The organism is Microcystis sp. M20BS1 (genome assembly GCF_020245305.1).
In the GTDB taxonomy this organism is placed as follows: Bacteria; Cyanobacteriota; Cyanobacteriia; order Cyanobacteriales; family Microcystaceae; genus Microcystis; species Microcystis ichthyoblabe_A.
On record NZ_JADBUZ010000108.1, the window covers coordinates 22,174 to 42,719 of the forward strand.

A 20,546-nucleotide genomic window follows, 5' to 3' on the forward strand; every position below is an offset into this window, starting at 1 on the left:
TGTTTACTGATAACTGAAAAATCTTCCCACTGCCCATCTGCAAAAAAGATTCTCTTGAGTTGTATAATCTCTAAAGGATTAGCGTACTCAAGAAAAAAATTATTTCATGCTCAGAAAAATTAGACTATCATACTTTGGCTTAATTTTAGGCAGTATTTTAACGGTTATCGGGATCATCGGTTATGCCCAAGGTAACGCCACGGTCAATTTAGCGGGGTTTTTCTACGGATTACCGTTATTATTGGGAGGTTTAGCCCTAAAAGCTTCAGAAATCAAACCGATACCCTTCAGTCAACCCACTAGCCCCGAAATCTTGCAATTGCGCCAACAACAGGCTACTGTCACCCAAACCAAACTTCGCAACGATGTCACCCGCTATCGCTACGGACAGGAAGTGCATCTGGATGAAGCCTTAGAAAAGCTGGGATTAAGCCCCACAGACGAGGAAAGACCGACTTTAGTGGCAATTCGTGAAACTGCTGTTGATTCCGCCTATTGTTTCACCCTAGAATTTGAATCGCCCCTTTTACCCCTAGAAAAGTGGCTGGCAAAACAGGAAAAAATCGAAAGATATTTTGGACCAGGAATTAGAGCCGAAATTAAGCAAGTTGACGAGGAAAAAATTGATTTATCGCTAATTACTATCCCTAACACCTAAATGCTCACGCCTATTCAGTATGGCTTCTTGGTAATCGCTGCCGTGGCTGCCGGCTTAATTAATGCTCTTGCCGGTGGCGGTAGTCTGATTACTTTTCCGACGCTGATGGCGGTGGGTATCCCACCAGTAATGGCAAATATGACTAATACCGTCGCTTTATGTCCCGGTTATCTGGGGGCAACCATCGCCCAAAAAAAAGACCTGCACGGGCAACAAAAACGGATTCGATTATTACTACCACCGGCAGTTATTGGCGGCATTATCGGTGGTATTTTGCTGTTAAATAGTAGTGATAAAGTATTTGAGCGCCTGATTCCTTTTCTGATTCTTTTAGCGGCGGCTTTATTGGCTTTTCAAGATACTTTACGCTCTTGGCTACAGCGGCAACAAGGGGACGAAAATGGTCATATACCAGAAATTTTGGCGGTTTTACCCATCGCTCTTGCTTCAGTTTATGGTGGTTATTTTGGCGCAGGTTTAGGGGTAATTGAGTTGGCAATTTTGGGCTTATTTCTCAAGGATAATCTCACGAGATTAAATGCTTTAAAACAGTTGCTTTCTTTGGTGGTTAATGTGGCCGCATCTTGGTTTTTTCTTTTTTCTAATCATGTATATTGGTCGGCAGCGATAGTGGTAGCAATTGGCTCTTTAATGGGGGGGGTATTGGGGGGAAAACTAGCTAGAATTATCTCTCCTAGTTATCTGCGCCAGACTGTGGTAATTCTGAGTATTATTATCGCTATAGTTTATTGGCTTCGTTAACAAACCGAGTTATAGGCGGTTAAAATGCGTCTTAAGTACGTAGGCGTTAAAAATTATCAAATGCTCCCTTATCAAGGGGGGCAGGGGGGATCGAACCCAAAATCTATCTTCAATTTAATTATAACCAGCTACTTAGCTTATCTTAAGGATGAGGTAGGAAATTTTCCCCTTGGGGAGTCAGTCGTCGATAGCAAATTAGGTTATACTGCATCTTTATGAGAAAGACCGTCAACTAAAATGGCTCATTTTAAAACCTGACCCGATAACGTTATAATTTTGCTCGGCAAAACCGCACCAGATGTTTAGTATTGACAAAGCTGCCCTTGTCTAGCATTCACAACAGGGGTAAGAACCTTCTTTCATGCGATCGCTAGACAAAATCAGTGATAAAAGTCCCAATCGCCAAGATTAGGCGATAATAGTCCCAAAAACTCCCTAGCTATACCGGTCTCCTCCAGATGATCTACATAAAAACTTAAGAATGATCCCCGTCTGGTGATAGACTTTTGACTGTTAAGGAAACAAACTCACTAGATAAATCATAGATCAGCTGTAGGGAGGATCATCGAGTGGAAAGTACGCTAGGGTTAGAAATTATCGAAGTGGTCGAACAGGCTGCCATTGCCTCCTCGAAGTGGATGGGTAAAGGCGAAAAAAATATCGCCGATCACGTCGCTGTGGAAGCGATGCGCGAACGGATGAATAAAATCCATATGCGCGGTCGCATCGTTATTGGAGAAGGGGAAAGAGACGAAGCTCCCATGCTCTATATTGGCGAAGAAGTGGGTATCTGTACCCAAGTTGATGCCAAACAATATTGTAATCCCGACGAATTAGTCGAAATCGATATCGCCGTCGATCCCTGCGAAGGCACTAACTTGGTTGCCTACGGTCAAAATGGTTCCATGGCCGTGTTAGCGATCTCCGAAAAAGGTGGATTATTCGCCGCTCCTGATTTTTATATGAAAAAATTAGCCGCTCCCCCAGCAGCTAAAGGTCATGTGGATATTAATAAATCGGCGACGGAAAACCTGAAAGTTCTTTCCGATTGTCTCAATCGTTCGATCGAAGAACTGGTGGTAGTGGTTATGGATCGTCCCCGTCACAAGGAATTAATCCAAGAAATCCGCAACGCTGGGGCCAGAGTTCGTCTGATCAGCGATGGTGACGTATCGGCCGCTATTTCCTGCGCTTTTTCGGGAACTAATATTCATGCTCTCATGGGTATCGGTGCCGCTCCGGAAGGGGTAATCTCGGCGGCGGCTATGCGTTGTCTAGGCGGTCACTTCCAGGGACAATTAATCTATGATCCGGAAGTGGTCAAAACCGGTTTAATCGGCGAAAGCCGCGAGGGTAATCTCGCTCGTCTGCAAGAAATGGGCATCACCAATCCCGATCGCGTTTACGGTTGCGAAGAATTAGCCAGTGGCCAAACCGTCCTCTTTGCCGCCTGTGGGATCACCCCCGGCACCCTGATGGAAGGGGTACGCTTCTTCCATGGTGGCGCTCGTACCCAAAGCTTGGTTATCTCCACCCAATCGAAAACCGCTCGCTTTGTCGATACCGTTCACCTGTTCGACCAACCCAAATACATTCAACTGAGATAATTCTCTGACGCGGTGGGGTGGGTATGGCTCACCTCGCCCCCATTGGTAAAAATATATAAAGTTTTTTTTCAAACATCTTTTATTTGCATCCCGATGGGGACTAAATTGCAACAATTAGAGACATAACGCACTGATCTTTATCAATAATTTTTGTAGCCTGAGCAACATTTGTAGGAGAACATAAATGAATATTGCTGTAGTGGGCTTGAGTCACAAGACAGCCCCGGTGGAAATTCGCGAAAAATTGAGTATCCCGGAAGCGAAAATCGAGTCCGCTCTTACCCACCTCAAGGGTTATCCCCACATCCAAGAGGTGGCGATTATCAGCACCTGTAACCGCTTGGAGATCTACGCCGTGGTTACGGATACGGAAAAGGGCGTGGTGGAAATTACCCAGTTTCTCGCTGAAATCGGACATATTCCCCTTAATGTCCTGCGTCGTTATCTGTTTACCCTACTGCATCAGGATGCTGTCCGTCATCTGCTCCGGGTGTCCGCCGGTTTAGAAAGTCTTGTCCTCGGGGAAGGGCAAATTCTCGCTCAAGTTAAAAATACCCATAAATTAGCTCAAAAGTACAATACTATTAGCCAATTACTCGATCGCCTGTTTAAACAAGCGATGACTGCCGGTAAGCGCGTCCGCACGGAAACCAGCATCGGCACGGGAGCCGTATCGATCAGTTCGGCGGCGGTGGAGTTAGCCCATGCTAAGGTGGCAGACCTCAGCGGCAAGAAAATCGCTATTATCGGGGCAGGGAAAATGTCCCGATTATTAGTTACTCACCTTCTGGCTAAGGGTTCTCAGCAAATTGCGATCGTCAATCGCTCCCAAAGACGGGCCCAGGAGTTGGCCCGTGAATTTCCTCACCTACCGCTGCAACTATATGGCTTAGAAGAGATGATGGCCATCGTAGCGGCATCGGATATCGTCTTCACCAGTACGGGAGCCACGGAACCAATTTTAACTAAAAATTTATTGACAGAAGTGACGATTACTGCTACATCGCTGATGTTAATCGATATTTCTGTTCCCCGTAACGTCCACACCGACGTGAAGGAATTGGCACAAGTGCAAGCTTTTAACGTCGATGATCTCAAAGCGGTGGTTGCCGCCAATCAGGAAAGTCGCCGTCAGATGGCCAGGGAAGCAGAGGCACTCCTAGAGCAGGAAGTGGAAGCTTTCGAGCTTTGGTGGCGTTCTTTGGACACTGTCCCGACAATTAGCTGTTTAAGAAGCAAAATTGAAGATATTCGCGAACAGGAATTAGAAAAGGCCCTCTCCCGTCTGGGGACGGAATTCGCCGAAAAACACCAAGAAGTTATCGAAGCAATGACCCGCGGTATCGTTAATAAAATCCTTCACGAACCCATGGTACAACTGCGGGCCCAACAGGATATCGAAGCGCGTAAGCGCTGTTTACAATCCCTACAAATGCTCTTTAATCTCAGTGTCGGGGAAGAATATAGTTAGAGTCCGACAATTGACAAAAATTAAGGGTGATTCTACTGGTCTGTTAAGATGATTTTGAGGGATTGGGGGCGAATAATTTGGCAGCATTCCCCTATCCACAATTTCAAGATTGACAGACCACTAAGCGGTTGACTCTCTAAATTACTCGTTAAGACTGTCTATGAGCGTCGGAGTTGACAGCAGGGAGCGGTATAATTAATGGACATCTCCAAGAATTAGACCCAGTCACAGCTTGCTTTTATGCCATGTGCTAATTAAATGGTTCGATAATCGTTGTTGATTCAATTTAACTGGAAAAATATGGGGCAACTAATTTTCTAGGAAATTGAGTTGCAGCAAGTCCTTCAAGGAGATTCATCTTTATATTTAACCCACCTTCCGCACTTCTTAACATTCAATTGATAATTTTTACTAATACATTGCTTACAACCCTTTGCCAGTAAAGATTGTAGCTACAATGATCGATTTTCATCAAGGTGAAGAATTGTAATTTGTTTTCTCAGAAAAAATCAATTATTGAAAATGTTCTCAATAGTAGTTTCTACAATGAAGCTTTTTCGTCAAAACATCTTGGGGAATGTAAAAATATATAAAGCTATATGAAGATGTGCGGAATGTCGGATTTAATTCCAAACACCTACTTAAGATGGTGATTTAGTTCAATTCAATAAGCTATATGGGGAGATGAATTAATGGATAAATCTTCTAAAAAAAAGCAAGAGAACCGGTGGAAATGGTGGGATGACTTTAAAAAGCGGAATGACTCTAAAAAAAAGCAAGAGAACTGGTGGAAATGGTGGAATGACGAGGAAAACCTCAAGTCGATTGAGTATTACGGATTAATCGACCAAGAGATCCATCGTGAACACAATCTGATTGCCAATCGAATGAACTGGTATGTCACTTCCCAGTCTTTTTTAATGGCAGCATTTGCAGTTTCTGGTAATAATAATTATCGACTTGGGTTTCTATCTATATTTTTACCAATACTAGGGATTCTGACATCATTTATTATTGGAGCTTCGCTTTATGCGGCTATCAAAGCTATGGATCAACTTAAGACAGAAAAAAAACGCATCCTTAAGCAGGATAAGTATTTAGGAAATATTTCTACTTTTAAAGCAAGGTTTGTTGACAATAAACATCCCTGGATTCATTGGGTCGGGATTTTCCCGGCTCGTTCTATTCCTGTTTTGTTTTTTATTTTCTGGTTCATTTTTCTATACTTAGCGACACAAACTAAAATATGCTAGAGTGACATGACAAGCACTTTCGATTGGGATAGTCGAAGAGAAGCTGACAATAAGGCTAAACATGGTGTGGACTTTGAGACTGCTCAATATGCGTTTTTCGATCCACATCGTTTGATTGTCCATGATGTCCAACATAGTGACTCAGAGGAACGTTGGTTTTGTATTGGTAAGGTAAAAGACCGGGTTTTAACGGTGCGTTTTACTTACCGCGATGGAGTGATTCGTATATTTGGCGCAGCTGAATGGCGTAAATGGAGAAAATTCTATGAAGAACATAACCCCTGATCCCGCAAAACCGATTGGTAAGGTGACAATTGTCGAAGACTTTTTACCACCACCAGAGCAGCTAATACCGAATCAAAATACTGTCAGGGTAACGATGGAATTTTCTAAGGAGAGTATTGAGTATTTTAAACGGGAAGCTCAACGTCATAATGCTTCCTATCAATCCCTGATTCGTAATCTTGTAGATGCCTATGTCAGACAACAACAGCAGTGAGTATATAGCAATTCTCTAACTTATGAGGTACAGTAGCAACAGTGAGTAAACCAATTGCGAATATCTTTTTGAGTAACTTCTAACATAGCCAATTCAATCCCTTCTATTAAGTCTTTGTAAGTTCTCGCCTTCAGTTTTATTAACATCGCTTTCACTTTTGACCAAAAGTTTTCAATAGCAGAGAATTCGGGAGAATAAGGAGGTAAATAGATAAGTCTAGCTTTTTCTTGTTCGATTATTTCTCTGACCATTTCTCCGAGATGAATCTTGGCGTTATTCATGATCAGACAGTCTCCTTCTTTAATTTTTGGCAGCACTTCCTTCAGAATAAATCCTTCAAATGTTACCGCATCCACTGCACCGTATATATTGACTGATGCCACAACTTTTTCTAAGCTTATAGCACCAATTATTGAAATATTTTTCCCTCTTTTTTGTGGTTTTCTTCCCCAAGCTCTTCGGCCAATTAAGGCTCTAGCATAGAGTCTTAATTGGGCTAAATTTACCCCCGATTCATCGATGAAAATTAGTTTTGATGCCTCAATTTCTCGCACTTGAGACCAGTATTCCACTCTTTTTTGCTGTACCCTGTCACTTTCTTTTTCCGCCGCGTGTAGTGTTTTTGCCGAAGCCTGACTGCTGGCTACTGACTCCTAACCCCACCAACAAACTTTTTGCCGCAAACCCTATTTAACGATTTGCCTTGAATTTTCGTTTTTTTGCCAGTATTCTCGCCAAGGAAGTCCAGAAATCGATCTCTATAGGCTCAATTTCGATGCTAAAGCGATCGCTACTGGGAAAATGCGATGTTCTTGCACTTGAATGCGTTCGTGGAGACTGGCCTCGGTATCATCCGGGAGAATGGGAACCACTGCTTGCATTAAAATTGGGCCGCTATCTACCTCCGCGCGAGCGATATGCACAGTACATCCGGTCACTTTTACCCCCGCGGCTAAAGCTTGTTCCACGGCGCGCACACCCTTAAAACTGGGTAGTAAACTAGGATGGATATTGATCACGCGATCGGGAAAAGCATCCAGTAACACTGGGGTGACAATTCGCATCCAGCCCGCCATAATTACCCATTTTACCCCGTATTCTTGGAAAGTTTCGACTATTGCCCGATCGAGTTCTTCTCTGGGTTTAAATTGACGATGATCGAGGAAAACCGCAGGGATATTGTAGTGAGCGGCTTTTTCTTTTACCTTGGCATCGGGATTATTGTAGATGAGAACGGGAATTCGGGCATTTAGCTGTTTTTTTGCGATCGCTGCCGCCAAAACAGCAAAATTGGAACCACTACCAGAAGCCATCACTCCTAAAGAGAGGGTTTCCTCTAGGGGAATATCGGCCAAACTGAGATCGGGAGAAATTAAACTGGGGGAAATTGTCATCATATTTTATAACCGAGTTCGAGTGCATTGCAAAAGCTGTTGAGGCGATTCAGCAAAGCATTATAGTAAGAATAAGCATCATCCCGTTCCTCTTGAAGATAGGCATACAAGGTTAGCTCTGGCTCTGCAGCTAGGTGATTTTTAGGGATATCGAAACCGACTTCCGTTAGGCGCGTCGCTGCGATCGCAACTAGCAACGCCCCAATGGTATTAGACTCACCATTGTGAAGATCCCTCAGTCCGGGTAAGATGATCTCAGCCCCTGGCAACTCATTGAGATTCATGATTGTTTTTCCTCTGGTGGACATTGAAAACGTTCAATAAAGTTCTCGACTCTGCTTCTCAGCACATCAGGGTTAAGAGAGGGGAATCGGATTAGTTCCGGTGCAATCGCTTCAAAGCATTCCCCTAGCTCATTCAAAGAGAATAATTTGTGTTCGTACATAGCCTCAATATCTTTCAAGTCACGGTCAAACCCTCTCGATAGTTTAGAAAGAGCTTGGGCTGTAAAATCATAGTGATAGAAAGAGATTTGACCTCGTTTGCCAATGAATACGCTTCGATCGCGCCATCCCGGAATAGGGGGCAGAAAATCCTGCGGAGATGCCAGTTCAATGTTGATGTTCAATTCTTTTTTTAGCTTGGCGATCGCTTGAAAAATGCCCGGCGGTTCGGGATCTAGACGGATATCCACATCGACTGTGGAATTACGCCATCCCACCAGTAAGGCACTCGCTCCACCTGTAAAGTAGATAGTGCCTGAACCCTGAGCTTCTTTACCTAAGATTTGCATTAGGCGTTCTAACTTCTGAGCGTCAACGTTTACACGCATTTTTTTGCCGTGATTATCTGCCTCAAGTTACCAGTTTAGTTTAGTGCCTACTCAAAGGTAAATTGTACAACTGATGAGAAAGCATGATACTTTTTGCCATTATTATCTTCTACTATCTCTCCGATACCTTGGCTAAAGTCAAATTTTCTTCTGTCCAGTGCCGGAGTCCTGCCACACTTGTACCATTTGTTGTCACTAGCAGGACCTTTGTAGGAACACCGTTTTTGGGTTACTGGAACAAAACAATTTCGCGAAACATTCGCCGGATTAAACAACCCAAAACTACCTGATATTGAAGGACTAACCCGAAAAGCTGACGTTCCGTCAAGCCTAGTGTAACTTTCACATTGATAAATTGTTTTGGCCTGAGCTAACGAGCAGATACTTAGTTGACTGAACAGAAGAACAGAAGGAATCAACATCAGATGTCGCATTTTCATGAGCATAACCTCGTTTAATTGCGTTGTTTCAAACCGGTTTCAATAGCGGCAATGACTGTTTCTATGACTTTAACGCGGGCGAAATACTTATCATTTGCCGCCACAATCGTCCAGGGGGCGACGGGGGTGCTAGTACGGGCTACCATGTGATTAACTGCCACATGATAGAGGGGCTGTTTTTCTCGATTGCGCCAATCTTCATCGGTGAGTTTATGTTGACGATAGGGGTTAGTTTGGCGCTCGTTGAAGCGATTTAACTGTTCTTCGGGGCTAATATGTAACCAAAATTTGACTAAAACACAGCCTGAATGGGTTAATTGGGCCTCAAATTCGTTAATTTCTTGATATGCCCGCCGCCAGTCCATATCTTTAGCGAATCCTTCCACTCTCTCCACCAAAACCCGTCCATACCAACTGCGATCAAATATACCGATAGTTTTGGCTGCGGGTAATTTGCGCCAGAAGCGCCAGAGATAATGATAGCGGTGTTCTTCCTCCGTCGGGGCAGCAAAGGCAATCACTTGATAACTGCGAGGATCTAGGGTATCGGTTAAGCGTTTGATCGCACCTCCCTTACCGGCGGCATCCCACCCCTCAAACAGGACTAAAACGGGAATATTTGCCTGAAAAATCTCTAATTGCAGTTTTCTTAGTTCCACCTGTGCCTGACGCAAACGGATTTTATAGTCTTCTTTTTCCAATTTGGCACTTAAGTCCACTCTCCCCAGATAATCGGGTTCTGTGGGCAGTAATTGGGCTTGGGGTGGTAGATTGACAGGAGGTTCGATCGGTAATTGCCGCTGATCCAAAGCTTGAGCGATCGTGCCGACTAATTGGGAGAGAACTTTTACCCGGGCCCAGCGTTGACAGTTGCCCTCCACCAATGTCCAAGGGGCGGCCCCCGTGCTAGTGTAGGTAATCATTTCCTCGGCTAAACTGGCATACTCATCATAACGTTTAGCCTGTTGCCAATCTTCCGGACGCACGCGCCAAGATTCTAGCTCATTTTCGGCGTATTCTTTGATGCGTGACTTTAATTCCTTTTGACTGAGATGAATCCAGAATTTAGCGATCGCCACCCGATCATCAAATAATTGTCGCTCAAAGGTGTTGATATCGCGCATAACTAGGGGAATCTGGGAGGAGGGCAATTTATTTAAGAGTCGATCCTCTAGTAGATGGGTGTACCAACTGTGATAAAAAATGCCGATACTGCCCTTTGCTGGCAGTTTTTGCCAAAATCGCCACAAAAACGGGTAACTTTCCTCTTGGGAGGAAGGGGTTAAAATTGGATGGACGGTAAAACCCCGAGGATCCATATAGTTAACCATTTTTTTGACTAAAGTTCCCTTGCCTGCCGCCGCCCAACCTTCCAAAACCACCACCACGGGTAATTTACATTCCCAACAGGACTGCTGTAGCGATCGCAGTTGTTCCATTAAATCTTTAATTTGTGATTGATAAGTTTCCTTGTCAAGGGAAAGAGATAGATCGAGGGGACTTAACATGATGGTCAAATAAAAGCAAAATTAGGGTATAAAGTTATAGACAAGTCAATTTCAAATAGGTATGATCGCGTGTCTCAAGTTAAACCTACCATTCTCGTTACTGGCGGTGCGGGTTATATTGGTTCCCATGCGGTTCTAGCGCTCAAAAATGCCGGTTATTCCGTCATCGTACTCGATAATTTATCCTACGGTCACGCCGAAATCATTAAGGATATATTAAAAGTTGAGTTAATTGTCGGTGATACCAGGGATCGATCGCTGCTGGATAATTTATTTGCTAGTCGTGATATTGCCGCTGTCATGCACTTTGCCGCTTTTATTGCCGTGGGGGAATCGGTGCAGGAACCAGCCATTTACTATCAAAATAATGTTAGTGGTAGTCTGACTCTTTTGCAAGCGATGATCGCCGCCGATGTGAAGAAATTTGTTTTTTCTTCCACCTGTGCTATTTATGGAATGCCGAAGGAAATTCCGATGACGGAAAGTCACCCCCATCATCCCCTCAGTCCCTACGCAGCCAGTAAGGAAATGGTGGAACAAATTCTTAGGGATTTTGATCCGGCCTACGGTTTAAAATCGGTGGCTTTCCGTTATTTTAATGCGTCAGGAGCCGACCCCAGTGGTTTATTAGGGGAAGATCACCAACCGGAAACCCATTTAATTCCCTTGGCTTTATTAACTGCTCTGAAAAAACGGGATTCCCTGTCAATTTTTGGCACGGATTATGATACTCCCGATGGTACTGCTGTGCGTGATTATATCCATGTTAATGATTTAGCTCAAGCTCACGTTTTAGGCTTAGAATATCTCTTAAATGGGGGCGAAAGTAATGTGTTTAATTTGGGCAATGGTAACGGTTTTTCTGTGCGGGAAGTGATTGAAACAGCGCAAGCGGTAACTGGTTTAGATATTCCCTTCATCGAAAGTCCCAGAAGAGCAGGTGATGCCCCCATTTTAATCGGCAGTAGTGATAAAGCTAAACAGGTTCTCGGTTGGCATCCCCAATATGCCGATCTTAAGGTAATAGTTGAACACGCTTGGAATTGGCATCAAAAAAGACACGCTTAACGGCGATCGAGTGCTAAACTTTAGTATTATCAGATTGAACAATTCTATCAGTCGATAACAGTAAAAAACTACTAGAGGCTGATAGTTTACCGCTATAAGCTTCTCTAGAATCATCTCAAATACAATGCTATGAATAACAAAATAATCTTAATATTTATGGGCTTGACTTTTTTGGCAAGTTGTGCTGATAGTAAACAGTTTCAATGTCAAAAAATCTATCGGATTGCCAACGAAGTCGCCCAAGAAACCAAATCTTTAACCAAGGGTCAAGGGACAGAAATTGACCAAAAAAGTTGGCTATTAGCCGCCGATAAAATCGAACAGGCCTCGGAAAATATGAAAAAATTAGCAGTGAAGGATCCTGAAATAGAGAAATATAAGACCACTTTCGCTCAAGTTTACGAAGATTATGCCACTGCCACTCGTGAAATAATTCAAGTGATCGAAACTCGCAATAAAAACGGGGCAAAATTAGCACAGGAAAAGGTCAGAAAAGCCGGCCAATTAGAAAAAGAAACTGGCGAAGCTTTTAATACCTATTGTCAAGCACAGTAAAGCAGTTATCAGTTATCAGTTATCAGTTATCAGTTAGAACCTGTTGGGGTTTTGGGGTATTAGTTGAAATTTCCCCATCTCCCTATCACCTCACTTCTGTACTTTAGGGTTTAATTGCATACAAAGTGCCGACATTTTTACTGCGAGGCATCCGGGAGAAGATGATAAAACCGAAGTCTTGCAGATGTTTGACTAAAGCACCGGGACCCTTTTTATGCCATTCCATCATGACAATTTTCATCTGTCCCAATTGACCAGTTGCCGCTAAAGAATCGAGGATTTCGTATTCGGAGCCTTCACAATCAATCTTGGCAACAATATCAATATCGGGATAGTCAGAGGTAATACCTTTAAACACATCGGTGAAAGGTTTCAGAATTAAATCGGCTGTAGCGGTTTGTTTCGAGGCAAAAGGTTTTAATTGGTTGTCAATACCAGAAATACCAACACTAGCTTTCACGGTGTAATCGTATTCTACTTGAATAATTTCATCCCGAGCGCCGACTCCATAATCAAAAGCTTTAATCTTCTCCGCTAGATTAGGATTGAGGGCAAAATTTCTTAAAGCTTGGTCGTAGGTAGCCTTAAAAGGTTCGTAACTATAGACAGCTTTCACATTAGCTCGATTAGCAAAAAAGAGACTGGCAAAACCCGTATTCATACCAATATCGATCACTACACAGGGCTTGTTATAGAGGAAATTATATACACCTAAAAGGAAAATTTCATGGGCGATATATAAATCCTGTCCCGTCTCGATAATTAACTTAACTCCATCGATCTCGATAATTAATTCCTGTTGCTCATCAATATAAAATTTACAATCAGCCAGAGCTTTTAAAGCTCCAGCTTTGTTACAAACTTTACTAACCAAGAGGAAATCTTGCTTATTTTTGCTTAAACTGATACCTAAAGGTTTATAAAAAAGTTGACCAGATTTAGCATCATATTCCACATAATTAGGACTAATATTATGCTCTGCCAACTGACTAGACCAATATTGATCAGCAATATGAGGATAAGTCTTAAATTGCCGATAGCGTTTATGTGCATCTAACAGTTTTTGATAAAGCATTGCTTGTCTAGCCTCAATTTTTTAGGATTGCTGGAGTTAATTTTATGGACAAGTCTGACAAAGTTTGATAGGCTTGTCAAGAAAATCTCTCGTCTCTGTGCATCAGAAGTCAGGAAACCCATCTCAAACAAGGTAACACAGACCATCAGGAGTTAACAAGGCTTGAATTACTCTGATTTTATATTTTGGTGGATATTAATCCTTTTTAGCGTTCCTTTCTTAACGGCGCGTTATATAGCGAAGTCCTTCAATCTCTGGCGAGGTGTTTTTGATGGAGTTGGATTAGCGGCACTGTCCCTGATCCTGTTTTATTACGCCAGTCGCACCAGTTTCCTCGTTTTCATCGTCTCCCTAGCCTTTAACTACATTATGGTCTGGCTAGTGCTGAAAATGAGCGGCTGGAAAGCGAATCTCCTAGCCACTATCGTTATCGTCATCGATATTCTTGTCCTCGCCTACTTCAAGTATTTCGGCTTTTTTGTCCAAGAAATCATCGGATTATTCGTTTCTCTCCCTCCCAATTGGAAGGAACTTTCCCCAATTCCCGTGCCTAGCCAAATACCGCCGGGGGTGTCCTTCTATAGCTTCCAGATGGTGGCTTTCGTGGTGGACTCCCTACGCGAAAAGAAAAAGAAACCCCTAGCCGTCCTCGATTATGTCAATTTTATCTCCTTTTTCCCCCAAATTGTCGCAGGTCCGATCGAGCGTCGCCGGGATTTATTACCACAAATGGAGGGATTTCGCCTCAAATTTACAGGAGAAAACTTCGAGAAGGGTTTGGGTTGGCTTTCCCTCGGTTTATTTATGAAATTTGTCCTCGCCGATAACATTGCGCCCTACATCCAATTAGATAAGATGATCGACAATGCTTGGTATATCTGGTTTGAGGCCTTTTTATTCACCCTGAGAATCTATTTTGACTTCGGCGGTTATAGCTTTATTGCTGTTGGTTTAGCCTATTTCGTCGGGGTTAGATTGGAATTGAACTTTTTAGCTCCCTACACATCCCAAAGTATTAACGAATTTTGGCGACGTTGGCATATTACCCTTAGCACTTGGTTTCGGGATTATGTATTTTTACCCCTGATGGGTTCCAATAAAAATTGGGCGCCTTTTTATCTATTCATTACCTTTACTCTTTCAGGTTTTTGGCATGGTGCAGCTTGGAATTTCATCTTTTGGGGCGCTTACCACGGGACATTATTATTATTACTGCGTTATCTAGGGCGACCTTTCTATGCTTTCGTCGGAAAATACGTTTCTCAGCCGCAAATTGTCTCCTGGGCTTTAACGCAATTGGCGGTCATTTTTGGTTGTCTCTTTTTCATGGAGATTAACACCAGAAGATTAATTGGCAAAATGCTGATTATTGCCAATCCTTTCAATTATTCCTTAGCTAATATCGGGGAAATTTTTAGTTCCTATAGTCTCAATCAAGGAGCAGTTTTAAGCGTCGCTTTAGTTCTTGGTATCATTGTCTTAATCCTCGAACATCTGGCTGTTGCCCAGAAAAAGTTTGAATATGAACTATTACTATCGCCTTGGCTGTCTAAAATATTGCTAGGTTTAACTATTCTCCTAGCTTCCACTAATACCAGTGATTTTATTTACTTTGAATTCTGATGAATACTAAATCTTTTAACATTTTCCCCTGGTTAGCTTCTCTGGGAGTCGCTTGGTCCCTCGGCTTTGTTTATAATGTCATCTACGGCGGCGAATTAAGCTGGCTGCGGATGATGTACGAAGAAAAATCAGCGATCGCATCCAAGGTCGAAGGACCGCGGCGTTTAATCGTCACGGCAGGATCGGGGGCGCATTATAGCATAAATTCGGAATTAATGGCCAAAGAATTGGGAATACCGGTGGTTAACTTCGGTTTACAGGGTGATATCGGGTTAAATGTCATTGCCGCTATGATTCTCGAAAAAGCACGCAAAGGGGATGTAATTCTGCTGATTCCTGAATATCTCATGCTCATGGATGAGGACGGTTTTAATCGCGGCGAAGGACTTTGGGGATCCGCACCTTTTAGCGTCGCTATTGGCAAACCGGGGTTAGGTGGAATACCTTTAAAAACCATGATCGAGGATACTTGGTTATTAGGTATTCCGGGGATGCGTGCAGTCACTAAATCCACGGTTGATTTATTCACTAAAGGCAGAATGACGGGTTATCTTTCCGATCCGATTACTAATACAGGTGATCCGACTATAGTTAAGGAAAAAACAGGGAAATGGAAATGGTGGCAAATGACCTTTGATACTCCTGTCTCTGCTCACTCGATTAAATTGATTGAAAAACTCAAGAAAGATTTAGAAGCAAAAGGGGCGACTTTAGTGGTTTCTTTACCCTGGGTTTATGCAAAAAATGATGGTAAAACCTTGGCTAATATTCGCAAATCTGCCGAAGAATTAAGTCGGGTTGTGCCAACAATTTACGACCCAAAAGACTTGAATATTAAGACCGATTCTACTATTTTTGCTGACACTCACTATCATCTTTTGCCCCCAGCGAGAATTATTCGTTCAGAACAATTAGTTTCGGAACTAAAACCTCTCTTAAACACAACTGAGAATAAAAATCCATGAATAAACCTATAACTAAGATTTGCATTCTCGGTGGTGGTTTTGGAGGGTTATACACGGCACTCGATTTGAGTCGATTAACAGCAGTAAAATCAGGTCAATGGCAAATAACTTTAGTCGAACCAAAAGACCATTTTCTCTTTACTCCTCTTCTCTATGAACTAATTACAGGAGAATTGCAACGCTGGGAAATTGCCCCCTCCTACCGTCAATTATTAACAGGAACTCAGATTAATTTAAAAACTCAAAAAGCCAGTAATATTGATTTAAACAATCATCAAGTATATTTAGAAAATGAGGAAATTTTAGATTACGATTACCTCGTTTTAGCGGTGGGAGTGCGGAATCGTTGGCCGGCTATACTGGGGTTAGCTGATTATGGGCTAACTTTTCGGAGTTTAGAGGATGTAGAAAGATTACAAACGGCAATTCATGACTTAGAAACTCAAGGAAAATCCTCAATTAATTTAGCAATTATTGGCGGTGGTCCCAATGGGGTAGAATTAGCCTGTAAGGTGGCTGATCGTTTAGGAAAAAAAGGCAAAGTTCACCTAGTGGAAAGGAATGAGGAAATACTGCAAAACTTCCCTAAATCGGTTCGTATTGCTTCCTGTCGTTCCCTTTTAGCCAAGAATGTTAATCTCTATTTAAACACGGGATTAAAGGAAGTTGCAGCTAATTCCATGACCGTATTTAAAGATAATACAAATGAATTTATCCCCATTGATTTATTATTGTGGACAGCAGGAACCCAAGCACAGGATTGGATCAATAATTTAGATTGTCAGAAAACAGCACAAGGCAAATTATTAACCCGTTCCAGTTTACAATTAATCGACTATCCCGAAGTTTTTGCCCTTGGGGATCTAGCCGAAATTTATCCTAATAAACAGGTAATTCCTGCCACAGCACAGGCAGCCTATCAAGCAGCCAGTCTATTAGCCAAAAATATCTCGGCAGTGATCAGAAAAAAATCGCCCCAACCCTATTATTATCTCCATTTAGGTGATATGTTAACCCTGGGTAAACAATCAGCCCTTGTTTCCAGTTTTGGCATTAATATTACTGGTAGATTGGCTGATATAATGCGTCGCTTTGTCTATATACTGCGTTTACCCAGCCAACGCCATCAGTTAAAAGTGTTTCAACATTGGGCAAAAAAAATTCTTCTCCGACTCCGTTATTCACAGGTGTTATCTAATACTAAATCCGTTGAGCATAGGCTACATATCAGGACAGGCAAAAGGCAAAAGGGAGAATAAATAATCAGTTCCAACTAGGTTGTTAGCCCTTACACAATTGGCTACAATAGCCCTACACAAGCTACGAGAGAAAAGTATGCCTGAATTAAAAATTAGCATTAGTGAGGCTGCTCACAAAACGCTGTTAGCACTCGTTGACTCCTCTGGGGATACGCTCCCAACAGTATTAGACAAAGCCATCGAAAATTATCGCAGATATGTTTTTCTAGTTCAAGCGAATGAAGCCTTCGCCGCCTTAAGGAAGAATGAGACTTTATGGCAAGAGGAAATTTCTGAAAGGCAGACATGGGAGCAAACTCTCGCTGATGGAGTAGAAGGGTAGTGGCAGAAATTACCAGAGGAGAAATATGGCTAGCAGACCTTAATCCAGTAAGAGGGCATGAACAGGCTGGTAAGCGTCCATGTTTAGTGATTTCAGCAGACCTGTTTAATCAGGGTGCATCTGGCTTAGTTGTTGTTTTGCCAGTAACTTCTAAAGACAAAGGAATCCCTTTTCACATAAAAGTGGAACCTCCAGAGGGAGGAGTGAAAATGCCAAGTTTTATCAAGTGCGAGGACGTAAGATCAATCTCAGTAGAACGACTTGAGAAGCGATGGGGAACTGTATCCTCAGAAACGCTGGCATTGGTTGAAGACAGACTGAGAATCTTAATGGGACTGTAATGAAGATATTTTGACCAATTTGCGCTCCAAGCCCAGGTTTTAGTTTGCATTCTTCCACTGTTCCAATGCCACCTTCGTGTGACTGTACCATTCTGAATTTGATTACGATTAGGCTTGCCCTCGTAACCCCCCGATAGCAGCAATTCTCAATTTGCCCTGTAGCAAGGCTTTTGGGAGTTAGTTCGCATAATACGGGGTAAAATTCAATGGGATTGCGAATTTCATTTCACGAGTCTTCAGGCTTTTGACTTGATAGTACACCCAAAGTTGCCCCAAAAATCCCCCTTTAAAATGTTCTTTAAATCCCTAAAAGGCTTGCTGTGTCTAAAACTGAGAATTGCTGGCCCGATAGACCAACCAATGCCTTCAGCATCGCACTTAAACTCACATCTTTAATCAATGTGCATGGTGCGTTCCCAAAAATTGATCGGTGGAGCAGTGGGAGCCAGATTAGGGAACGCACCCTAGAAGATCTGAATGTATATCTGATGGTTAAACGCTTAAGATCGGTGATCGCACTGCGTTATTCATGGTTGTTATCTAAGCAACCGATTGAATCAAAAAATACTCGTCAAATAGCTAAAGAAAATTGATTTAGTCAATTTTCACCTCAGCTAATTTAGTTTATATAAATAGGCTTCGGGAGTTTCTAAAACAAGATTAGCTTTTTGCTCTAGCGATGGAGTTTTAGTTAGGGAAAAAATGGGAAATAGATCATTCATTTCCAAGTCCATTTTAAACTTGGATTGTAGTATATAGTCACCTGTTTGACAGCTATTAACAACCTGTAAGTTTCTTTTAGTTATATAATTATCAATATAGTCGTATTGATTGTTTATTTTTCTTTTGCCTTTCTTGGCTGGATAACAAATATTTGATCTAGGGGGAATCTGATTAAAAATGTCTATAATATCAGAAGCAGATAGTAGTCTTTCTGTACTATATTTACTAGATATATAGCGTTGATCGAAGTCGAGATTTGTAGCGATAGAATAACCAATTAATCCAATTAAAATAATACCGAAAAATCTTGACCATTTGTTATTAAAATTTAAGTAAGCTAAACTGATAATTCCCATCAACATTGGCGCAAACCAAATTAATATTTTACGGTGAGAGAAAAAGTATTCTTCTTGATAATTGGAAGCAGCATACATAAAAATTAGCCAAGTTAGATCAAGAACAGCTAATATAGTTTTGTTACCTTGAAACTTTCTGAGGGTAAAGTATAAAGAAATAACACAAAAAAACACTGACAAAAATAAATTAAACCATAGCCAATCCTTCGAGATAAAATACACTTGATTACCAAGAAAAACAAACTCCCAAATAGCTTTAAATAAGCGAGCTAACAGATTACCACTTTGAGTTGTTGTCTCGTCCGAACCTATAATTGCATTGATGATCGCTTTGGTGTTGCTAAAATTACGAGCGATTTCTACTTTCCAATAGTGTAGTAGAGCAATATTCGAGGAAATAATCGCTAAAAAAGGTAAAAGACACTTGAGAAAATTTTTCCTGTTCTTATAGACAAACCATAGAGAAGTAAGGACACATACGACAGGAAGAACGAACATTGTAGTAGAATGTAAACTTACCAAGATGGCTAAAATTACACCATAGACTATCCAAGAAATTGCTTGATAATATGAAGGTTGTTTAGTCTCTAACTGAAATTTATAAAGGAGTACAAAGATTATTAGAAAAAACGGTATTGGACTAGGATTCCAAGAAAAATTACTAATAAAATAGTCTGTATAAAACGTGCTATACCAAAACCAAGCCAGACTCGATAAGAGGATTCGCTTGGAAAATTCCACCTTTTCCAAAAGTTGATAAACTAGATAGATTAGGAGTGGAATCGCTAAAAAGGAAAAAACGCCATTAGCTAAAACTAGAAAAGCGGGATCGGAACCAAAAATAGTAAAAGGAAATACTAAATAAAAGTAAAGAGGAGGAATAGTAAAGGGATATTTTCCTCCAGAACCAGCCATACCTAAAGCGGGTATTTTTCCCTGCCACATATTGATTACAGTATTGCCAATTACTATCTGATCGGGCTCTGGTCCGATATCAAAGGTAACGTATTCAAAAGCAGTGATAATTCTCGTAAAAAATGCGAAGGCAATGGCTAAGATTATCAAAACCACTGCTGTTAACTGCATTCTATCTTTGGGTCTGAAGTTAATTAATTTTTGCATTGATTGATATAATTTACGAATGACGGTTTGAGATTATACAACTTTAACTCTATTATACAAGAAAACAAGGCTGAAACTACAAGATCCGCGATTGCACTTGATTTACGGTCGGTTCTGTCTCAAGTGTCAAAGTAGTCATACCATGTATCGAGTAATGTTGTCTGATGTTCTATCACCAGCCGATCAATTTGATTCAACTCATGTTCTTGAAAGTCTATGTTAAAATCATAGTGATTAGGCTTATCAACTCCGCCTATGGATGAAAGCTTTGAATGGGATGAAGATAAAAATCGTTTAAACCAACAGAAACACGATGTTTCCTTTGAATTAGCTCAATACGCATTTTTTGACCCCAACAGAGTTATTGTACAAGATCTGGCTCACAGTCAAGAAGAAAACCGATTTTACTGTATGGGGCAAATCAATGAAGGAATTATCACAGTACGCTTTACTTACCAAGAAGGAAAAGTTAGAATTTTTGGAGCTGGTTATTGACGAAAAGGACGTAAACTATATGAACAGCAAAATAACTTATACTGATGAACCAATGGAACTGGGACAAGTCGTTAAAGATTAGAACTCTTGCAAATTAATTATATGTTATAATGATGGGTTAACTAATTTTCCCCAAAAAAATAGTTAATCAGTACATTCGTCCTGAATGAAAACTTGAAGTTTAACTTTTAACTCAAAACTCTTTAGAGCTGCTTTAA

General features: G+C 41.5%; 21 protein-coding genes and 1 pseudogene. 15 read left to right on the plus strand and 7 right to left on the minus strand.

Going from position 1 to position 20,546, the window contains the following annotated elements:
• Window positions 1–106 precede the first annotated feature (106 nt).
• The 7 genes from IM507_RS11370 (at window position 107) to IM507_RS11400 (ending at window position 6,250) form a co-directional block, all read left to right on the plus strand.
• On the plus strand, window positions 107–658 hold the full coding sequence (locus IM507_RS11370; protein WP_002739647.1) for a DUF2854 domain-containing protein: 552 nt from the start codon (window positions 107–109) through the stop codon (window positions 656–658).
• Window positions 659–1,420 (plus strand): sulfite exporter TauE/SafE family protein, encoded by a 762-nt coding sequence (locus IM507_RS11375; RefSeq protein WP_130756494.1) that lies wholly within the window; start codon window positions 659–661, stop codon window positions 1,418–1,420.
• 569 nt (window positions 1,421–1,989) lie between these two features.
• Window positions 1,990–3,027 carry a class II fructose-bisphosphatase gene (glpX, locus tag IM507_RS11380; RefSeq protein WP_002739910.1) on the plus strand — a complete coding sequence of 346 codons (1,038 nt, stop codon included), beginning with the start codon at window positions 1,990–1,992 and terminating at the stop codon, window positions 3,025–3,027.
• A gap of 184 nt (window positions 3,028–3,211) precedes the next feature.
• Window positions 3,212–4,498 (plus strand): glutamyl-tRNA reductase, encoded by a 1,287-nt coding sequence (locus IM507_RS11385; RefSeq protein WP_069474842.1) that lies wholly within the window; start codon window positions 3,212–3,214, stop codon window positions 4,496–4,498.
• A 692-nt stretch (window positions 4,499–5,190) separates the two neighbouring features.
• The gene (locus tag IM507_RS11390; RefSeq protein WP_002756312.1) at window positions 5,191–5,751 is read left to right on the plus strand and encodes a hypothetical protein; all 561 of its coding nucleotides are present in this window, start codon (window positions 5,191–5,193) and stop codon (window positions 5,749–5,751) included.
• A 6-nt stretch (window positions 5,752–5,757) separates the two neighbouring features.
• A complete protein-coding gene (locus IM507_RS11395) occupies window positions 5,758–6,036 on the plus strand; it encodes a BrnT family toxin (RefSeq protein ID WP_002756313.1) in 279 nt (92 codons plus the stop codon).
• Window positions 6,017–6,250, plus strand: a complete 234-nt coding sequence (locus IM507_RS11400; protein ID WP_069474015.1) for a hypothetical protein — start codon at window positions 6,017–6,019, stop codon at window positions 6,248–6,250. The genes IM507_RS11395 and IM507_RS11400 overlap by 20 nt, the downstream gene beginning before the upstream one ends.
• 20 nt (window positions 6,251–6,270) lie before the next feature.
• Here the strand turns inward: IM507_RS11400 and IM507_RS11405 are convergent.
• From IM507_RS11405 to pap, 5 genes and pseudogenes are all read right to left on the minus strand, one after another.
• Window positions 6,271–6,873, minus strand: a pseudogene (locus IM507_RS11405) (IS630 family transposase); the annotation flags it as partial.
• Between the two features lie 135 nt (window positions 6,874–7,008).
• Window positions 7,009–7,647 (minus strand): phosphoribosylglycinamide formyltransferase, encoded by a 639-nt coding sequence (gene purN, locus IM507_RS11410; RefSeq protein ID WP_287637036.1) that lies wholly within the window; start codon window positions 7,645–7,647, stop codon window positions 7,009–7,011.
• Window positions 7,644–7,928 carry a hypothetical protein gene (locus IM507_RS11415; RefSeq protein WP_002740123.1) on the minus strand — a complete coding sequence of 95 codons (285 nt, stop codon included), beginning with the start codon at window positions 7,926–7,928 and terminating at the stop codon, window positions 7,644–7,646. The genes purN and IM507_RS11415 overlap by 4 nt, the downstream gene beginning before the upstream one ends.
• The gene (locus tag IM507_RS11420) at window positions 7,925–8,476 is read right to left on the minus strand and encodes a DUF6036 family nucleotidyltransferase (RefSeq protein WP_287637037.1); all 552 of its coding nucleotides are present in this window, start codon (window positions 8,474–8,476) and stop codon (window positions 7,925–7,927) included. The genes IM507_RS11415 and IM507_RS11420 overlap by 4 nt, the downstream gene beginning before the upstream one ends.
• 454 nt (window positions 8,477–8,930) lie before the next feature.
• Entirely contained in the window at window positions 8,931–10,424 is a 1,494-nt protein-coding gene (pap, locus tag IM507_RS11425; RefSeq protein ID WP_287637038.1) for a polyphosphate:AMP phosphotransferase, read from the minus strand.
• A 69-nt stretch (window positions 10,425–10,493) separates the two neighbouring features.
• On the opposite strand from pap, the gene galE reads away from it, so the two are divergent.
• Both galE and IM507_RS11435 read left to right on the plus strand, forming a co-directional pair.
• Window positions 10,494–11,492, plus strand: a complete 999-nt coding sequence (gene galE / locus IM507_RS11430) for a UDP-glucose 4-epimerase GalE (RefSeq protein ID WP_002740222.1) — start codon at window positions 10,494–10,496, stop codon at window positions 11,490–11,492.
• Between the two features lie 129 nt (window positions 11,493–11,621).
• Entirely contained in the window at window positions 11,622–12,047 is a 426-nt protein-coding gene (locus tag IM507_RS11435) for a hypothetical protein (RefSeq protein WP_042791069.1), read from the plus strand.
• Between the two features lie 103 nt (window positions 12,048–12,150).
• Here IM507_RS11435 and IM507_RS11440 read toward each other — a convergent pair whose 3' ends face one another.
• Window positions 12,151–13,122, minus strand: a complete 972-nt coding sequence (locus IM507_RS11440; RefSeq protein WP_002739638.1) for an FkbM family methyltransferase — start codon at window positions 13,120–13,122, stop codon at window positions 12,151–12,153.
• A 162-nt stretch (window positions 13,123–13,284) separates the two neighbouring features.
• Between IM507_RS11440 and IM507_RS11445 the strand changes: the two genes are divergently transcribed.
• From IM507_RS11445 to IM507_RS11465, 5 genes are all read left to right on the plus strand, one after another.
• Entirely contained in the window at window positions 13,285–14,745 is a 1,461-nt protein-coding gene (locus IM507_RS11445) for an MBOAT family O-acyltransferase (protein ID WP_287637039.1), read from the plus strand.
• On the plus strand, window positions 14,745–15,710 hold the full coding sequence (locus IM507_RS11450) for a hypothetical protein (protein ID WP_287637040.1): 966 nt from the start codon (window positions 14,745–14,747) through the stop codon (window positions 15,708–15,710). Before IM507_RS11445 ends, IM507_RS11450 begins: the two co-directional genes overlap by 1 nt.
• Window positions 15,707–16,969, plus strand: coding sequence for an NAD(P)/FAD-dependent oxidoreductase (locus IM507_RS11455; protein ID WP_002754150.1), 1,263 nt, complete (start codon window positions 15,707–15,709; stop codon window positions 16,967–16,969). The genes IM507_RS11450 and IM507_RS11455 overlap by 4 nt, the downstream gene beginning before the upstream one ends.
• Window positions 16,970–17,045: 76 nt before the next feature.
• On the plus strand, window positions 17,046–17,291 hold the full coding sequence (locus IM507_RS11460) for a hypothetical protein (RefSeq protein WP_002739747.1): 246 nt from the start codon (window positions 17,046–17,048) through the stop codon (window positions 17,289–17,291).
• Window positions 17,291–17,632: a type II toxin-antitoxin system PemK/MazF family toxin gene (locus tag IM507_RS11465; protein WP_012268344.1), complete on the plus strand. Its 342-nt coding sequence runs from the start codon at window positions 17,291–17,293 to the stop codon at window positions 17,630–17,632. Before IM507_RS11460 ends, IM507_RS11465 begins: the two co-directional genes overlap by 1 nt.
• A gap of 614 nt (window positions 17,633–18,246) precedes the next feature.
• Here IM507_RS11465 and IM507_RS11470 read toward each other — a convergent pair.
• Window positions 18,247–19,833 carry a hypothetical protein gene (locus IM507_RS11470; protein ID WP_123229912.1) on the minus strand — a complete coding sequence of 529 codons (1,587 nt, stop codon included), beginning with the start codon at window positions 19,831–19,833 and terminating at the stop codon, window positions 18,247–18,249.
• Window positions 19,834–20,088: 255 nt separating this feature from the next.
• On the opposite strand from IM507_RS11470, the gene IM507_RS11475 reads away from it, so the two are divergent.
• Window positions 20,089–20,328 carry a BrnT family toxin gene (locus IM507_RS11475; protein WP_002739547.1) on the plus strand — a complete coding sequence of 80 codons (240 nt, stop codon included), beginning with the start codon at window positions 20,089–20,091 and terminating at the stop codon, window positions 20,326–20,328.
• Window positions 20,329–20,546: the final 218 nt, after the last annotated feature.

What these genes read in the sequence shown, in the direction of transcription:
- IM507_RS11370 (WP_002739647.1), top strand. Translation starts at nt 107, where the DNA reads ATGCTCAGAAAAATTAGACTATCATACTTTGGCTTAATTTTAGGCAGT.
- IM507_RS11375 (WP_130756494.1), top strand. Translation starts at nt 659, where the DNA reads ATGCTCACGCCTATTCAGTATGGCTTCTTGGTAATCGCTGCCGTGGCT.
- IM507_RS11385 (WP_069474842.1), top strand. Translation starts at nt 3,212, where the DNA reads ATGAATATTGCTGTAGTGGGCTTGAGTCACAAGACAGCCCCGGTGGAA.
- IM507_RS11390 (WP_002756312.1), top strand. Translation starts at nt 5,191, where the DNA reads ATGGATAAATCTTCTAAAAAAAAGCAAGAGAACCGGTGGAAATGGTGG.
- IM507_RS11395 (WP_002756313.1), top strand. Translation starts at nt 5,758, where the DNA reads ATGACAAGCACTTTCGATTGGGATAGTCGAAGAGAAGCTGACAATAAG.
- IM507_RS11400 (WP_069474015.1), top strand. Translation starts at nt 6,017, where the DNA reads ATGAAGAACATAACCCCTGATCCCGCAAAACCGATTGGTAAGGTGACA.
- purN (WP_287637036.1), bottom strand. Translation starts at nt 7,647, where the DNA reads ATGATGACAATTTCCCCCAGTTTAATTTCTCCCGATCTCAGTTTGGCC.
- IM507_RS11415 (WP_002740123.1), bottom strand. Translation starts at nt 7,928, where the DNA reads ATGAATCTCAATGAGTTGCCAGGGGCTGAGATCATCTTACCCGGACTG.
- IM507_RS11420 (WP_287637037.1), bottom strand. Translation starts at nt 8,476, where the DNA reads ATGCGTGTAAACGTTGACGCTCAGAAGTTAGAACGCCTAATGCAAATC.
- pap (WP_287637038.1), bottom strand. Translation starts at nt 10,424, where the DNA reads ATGTTAAGTCCCCTCGATCTATCTCTTTCCCTTGACAAGGAAACTTAT.
- IM507_RS11435 (WP_042791069.1), top strand. Translation starts at nt 11,622, where the DNA reads ATGAATAACAAAATAATCTTAATATTTATGGGCTTGACTTTTTTGGCA.
- IM507_RS11440 (WP_002739638.1), bottom strand. Translation starts at nt 13,122, where the DNA reads ATGCTTTATCAAAAACTGTTAGATGCACATAAACGCTATCGGCAATTT.
- IM507_RS11450 (WP_287637040.1), top strand. Translation starts at nt 14,745, where the DNA reads ATGAATACTAAATCTTTTAACATTTTCCCCTGGTTAGCTTCTCTGGGA.
- IM507_RS11455 (WP_002754150.1), top strand. Translation starts at nt 15,707, where the DNA reads ATGAATAAACCTATAACTAAGATTTGCATTCTCGGTGGTGGTTTTGGA.
- IM507_RS11460 (WP_002739747.1), top strand. Translation starts at nt 17,046, where the DNA reads ATGCCTGAATTAAAAATTAGCATTAGTGAGGCTGCTCACAAAACGCTG.
- IM507_RS11470 (WP_123229912.1), bottom strand. Translation starts at nt 19,833, where the DNA reads ATGCAAAAATTAATTAACTTCAGACCCAAAGATAGAATGCAGTTAACA.
- IM507_RS11475 (WP_002739547.1), top strand. Translation starts at nt 20,089, where the DNA reads ATGGATGAAAGCTTTGAATGGGATGAAGATAAAAATCGTTTAAACCAA.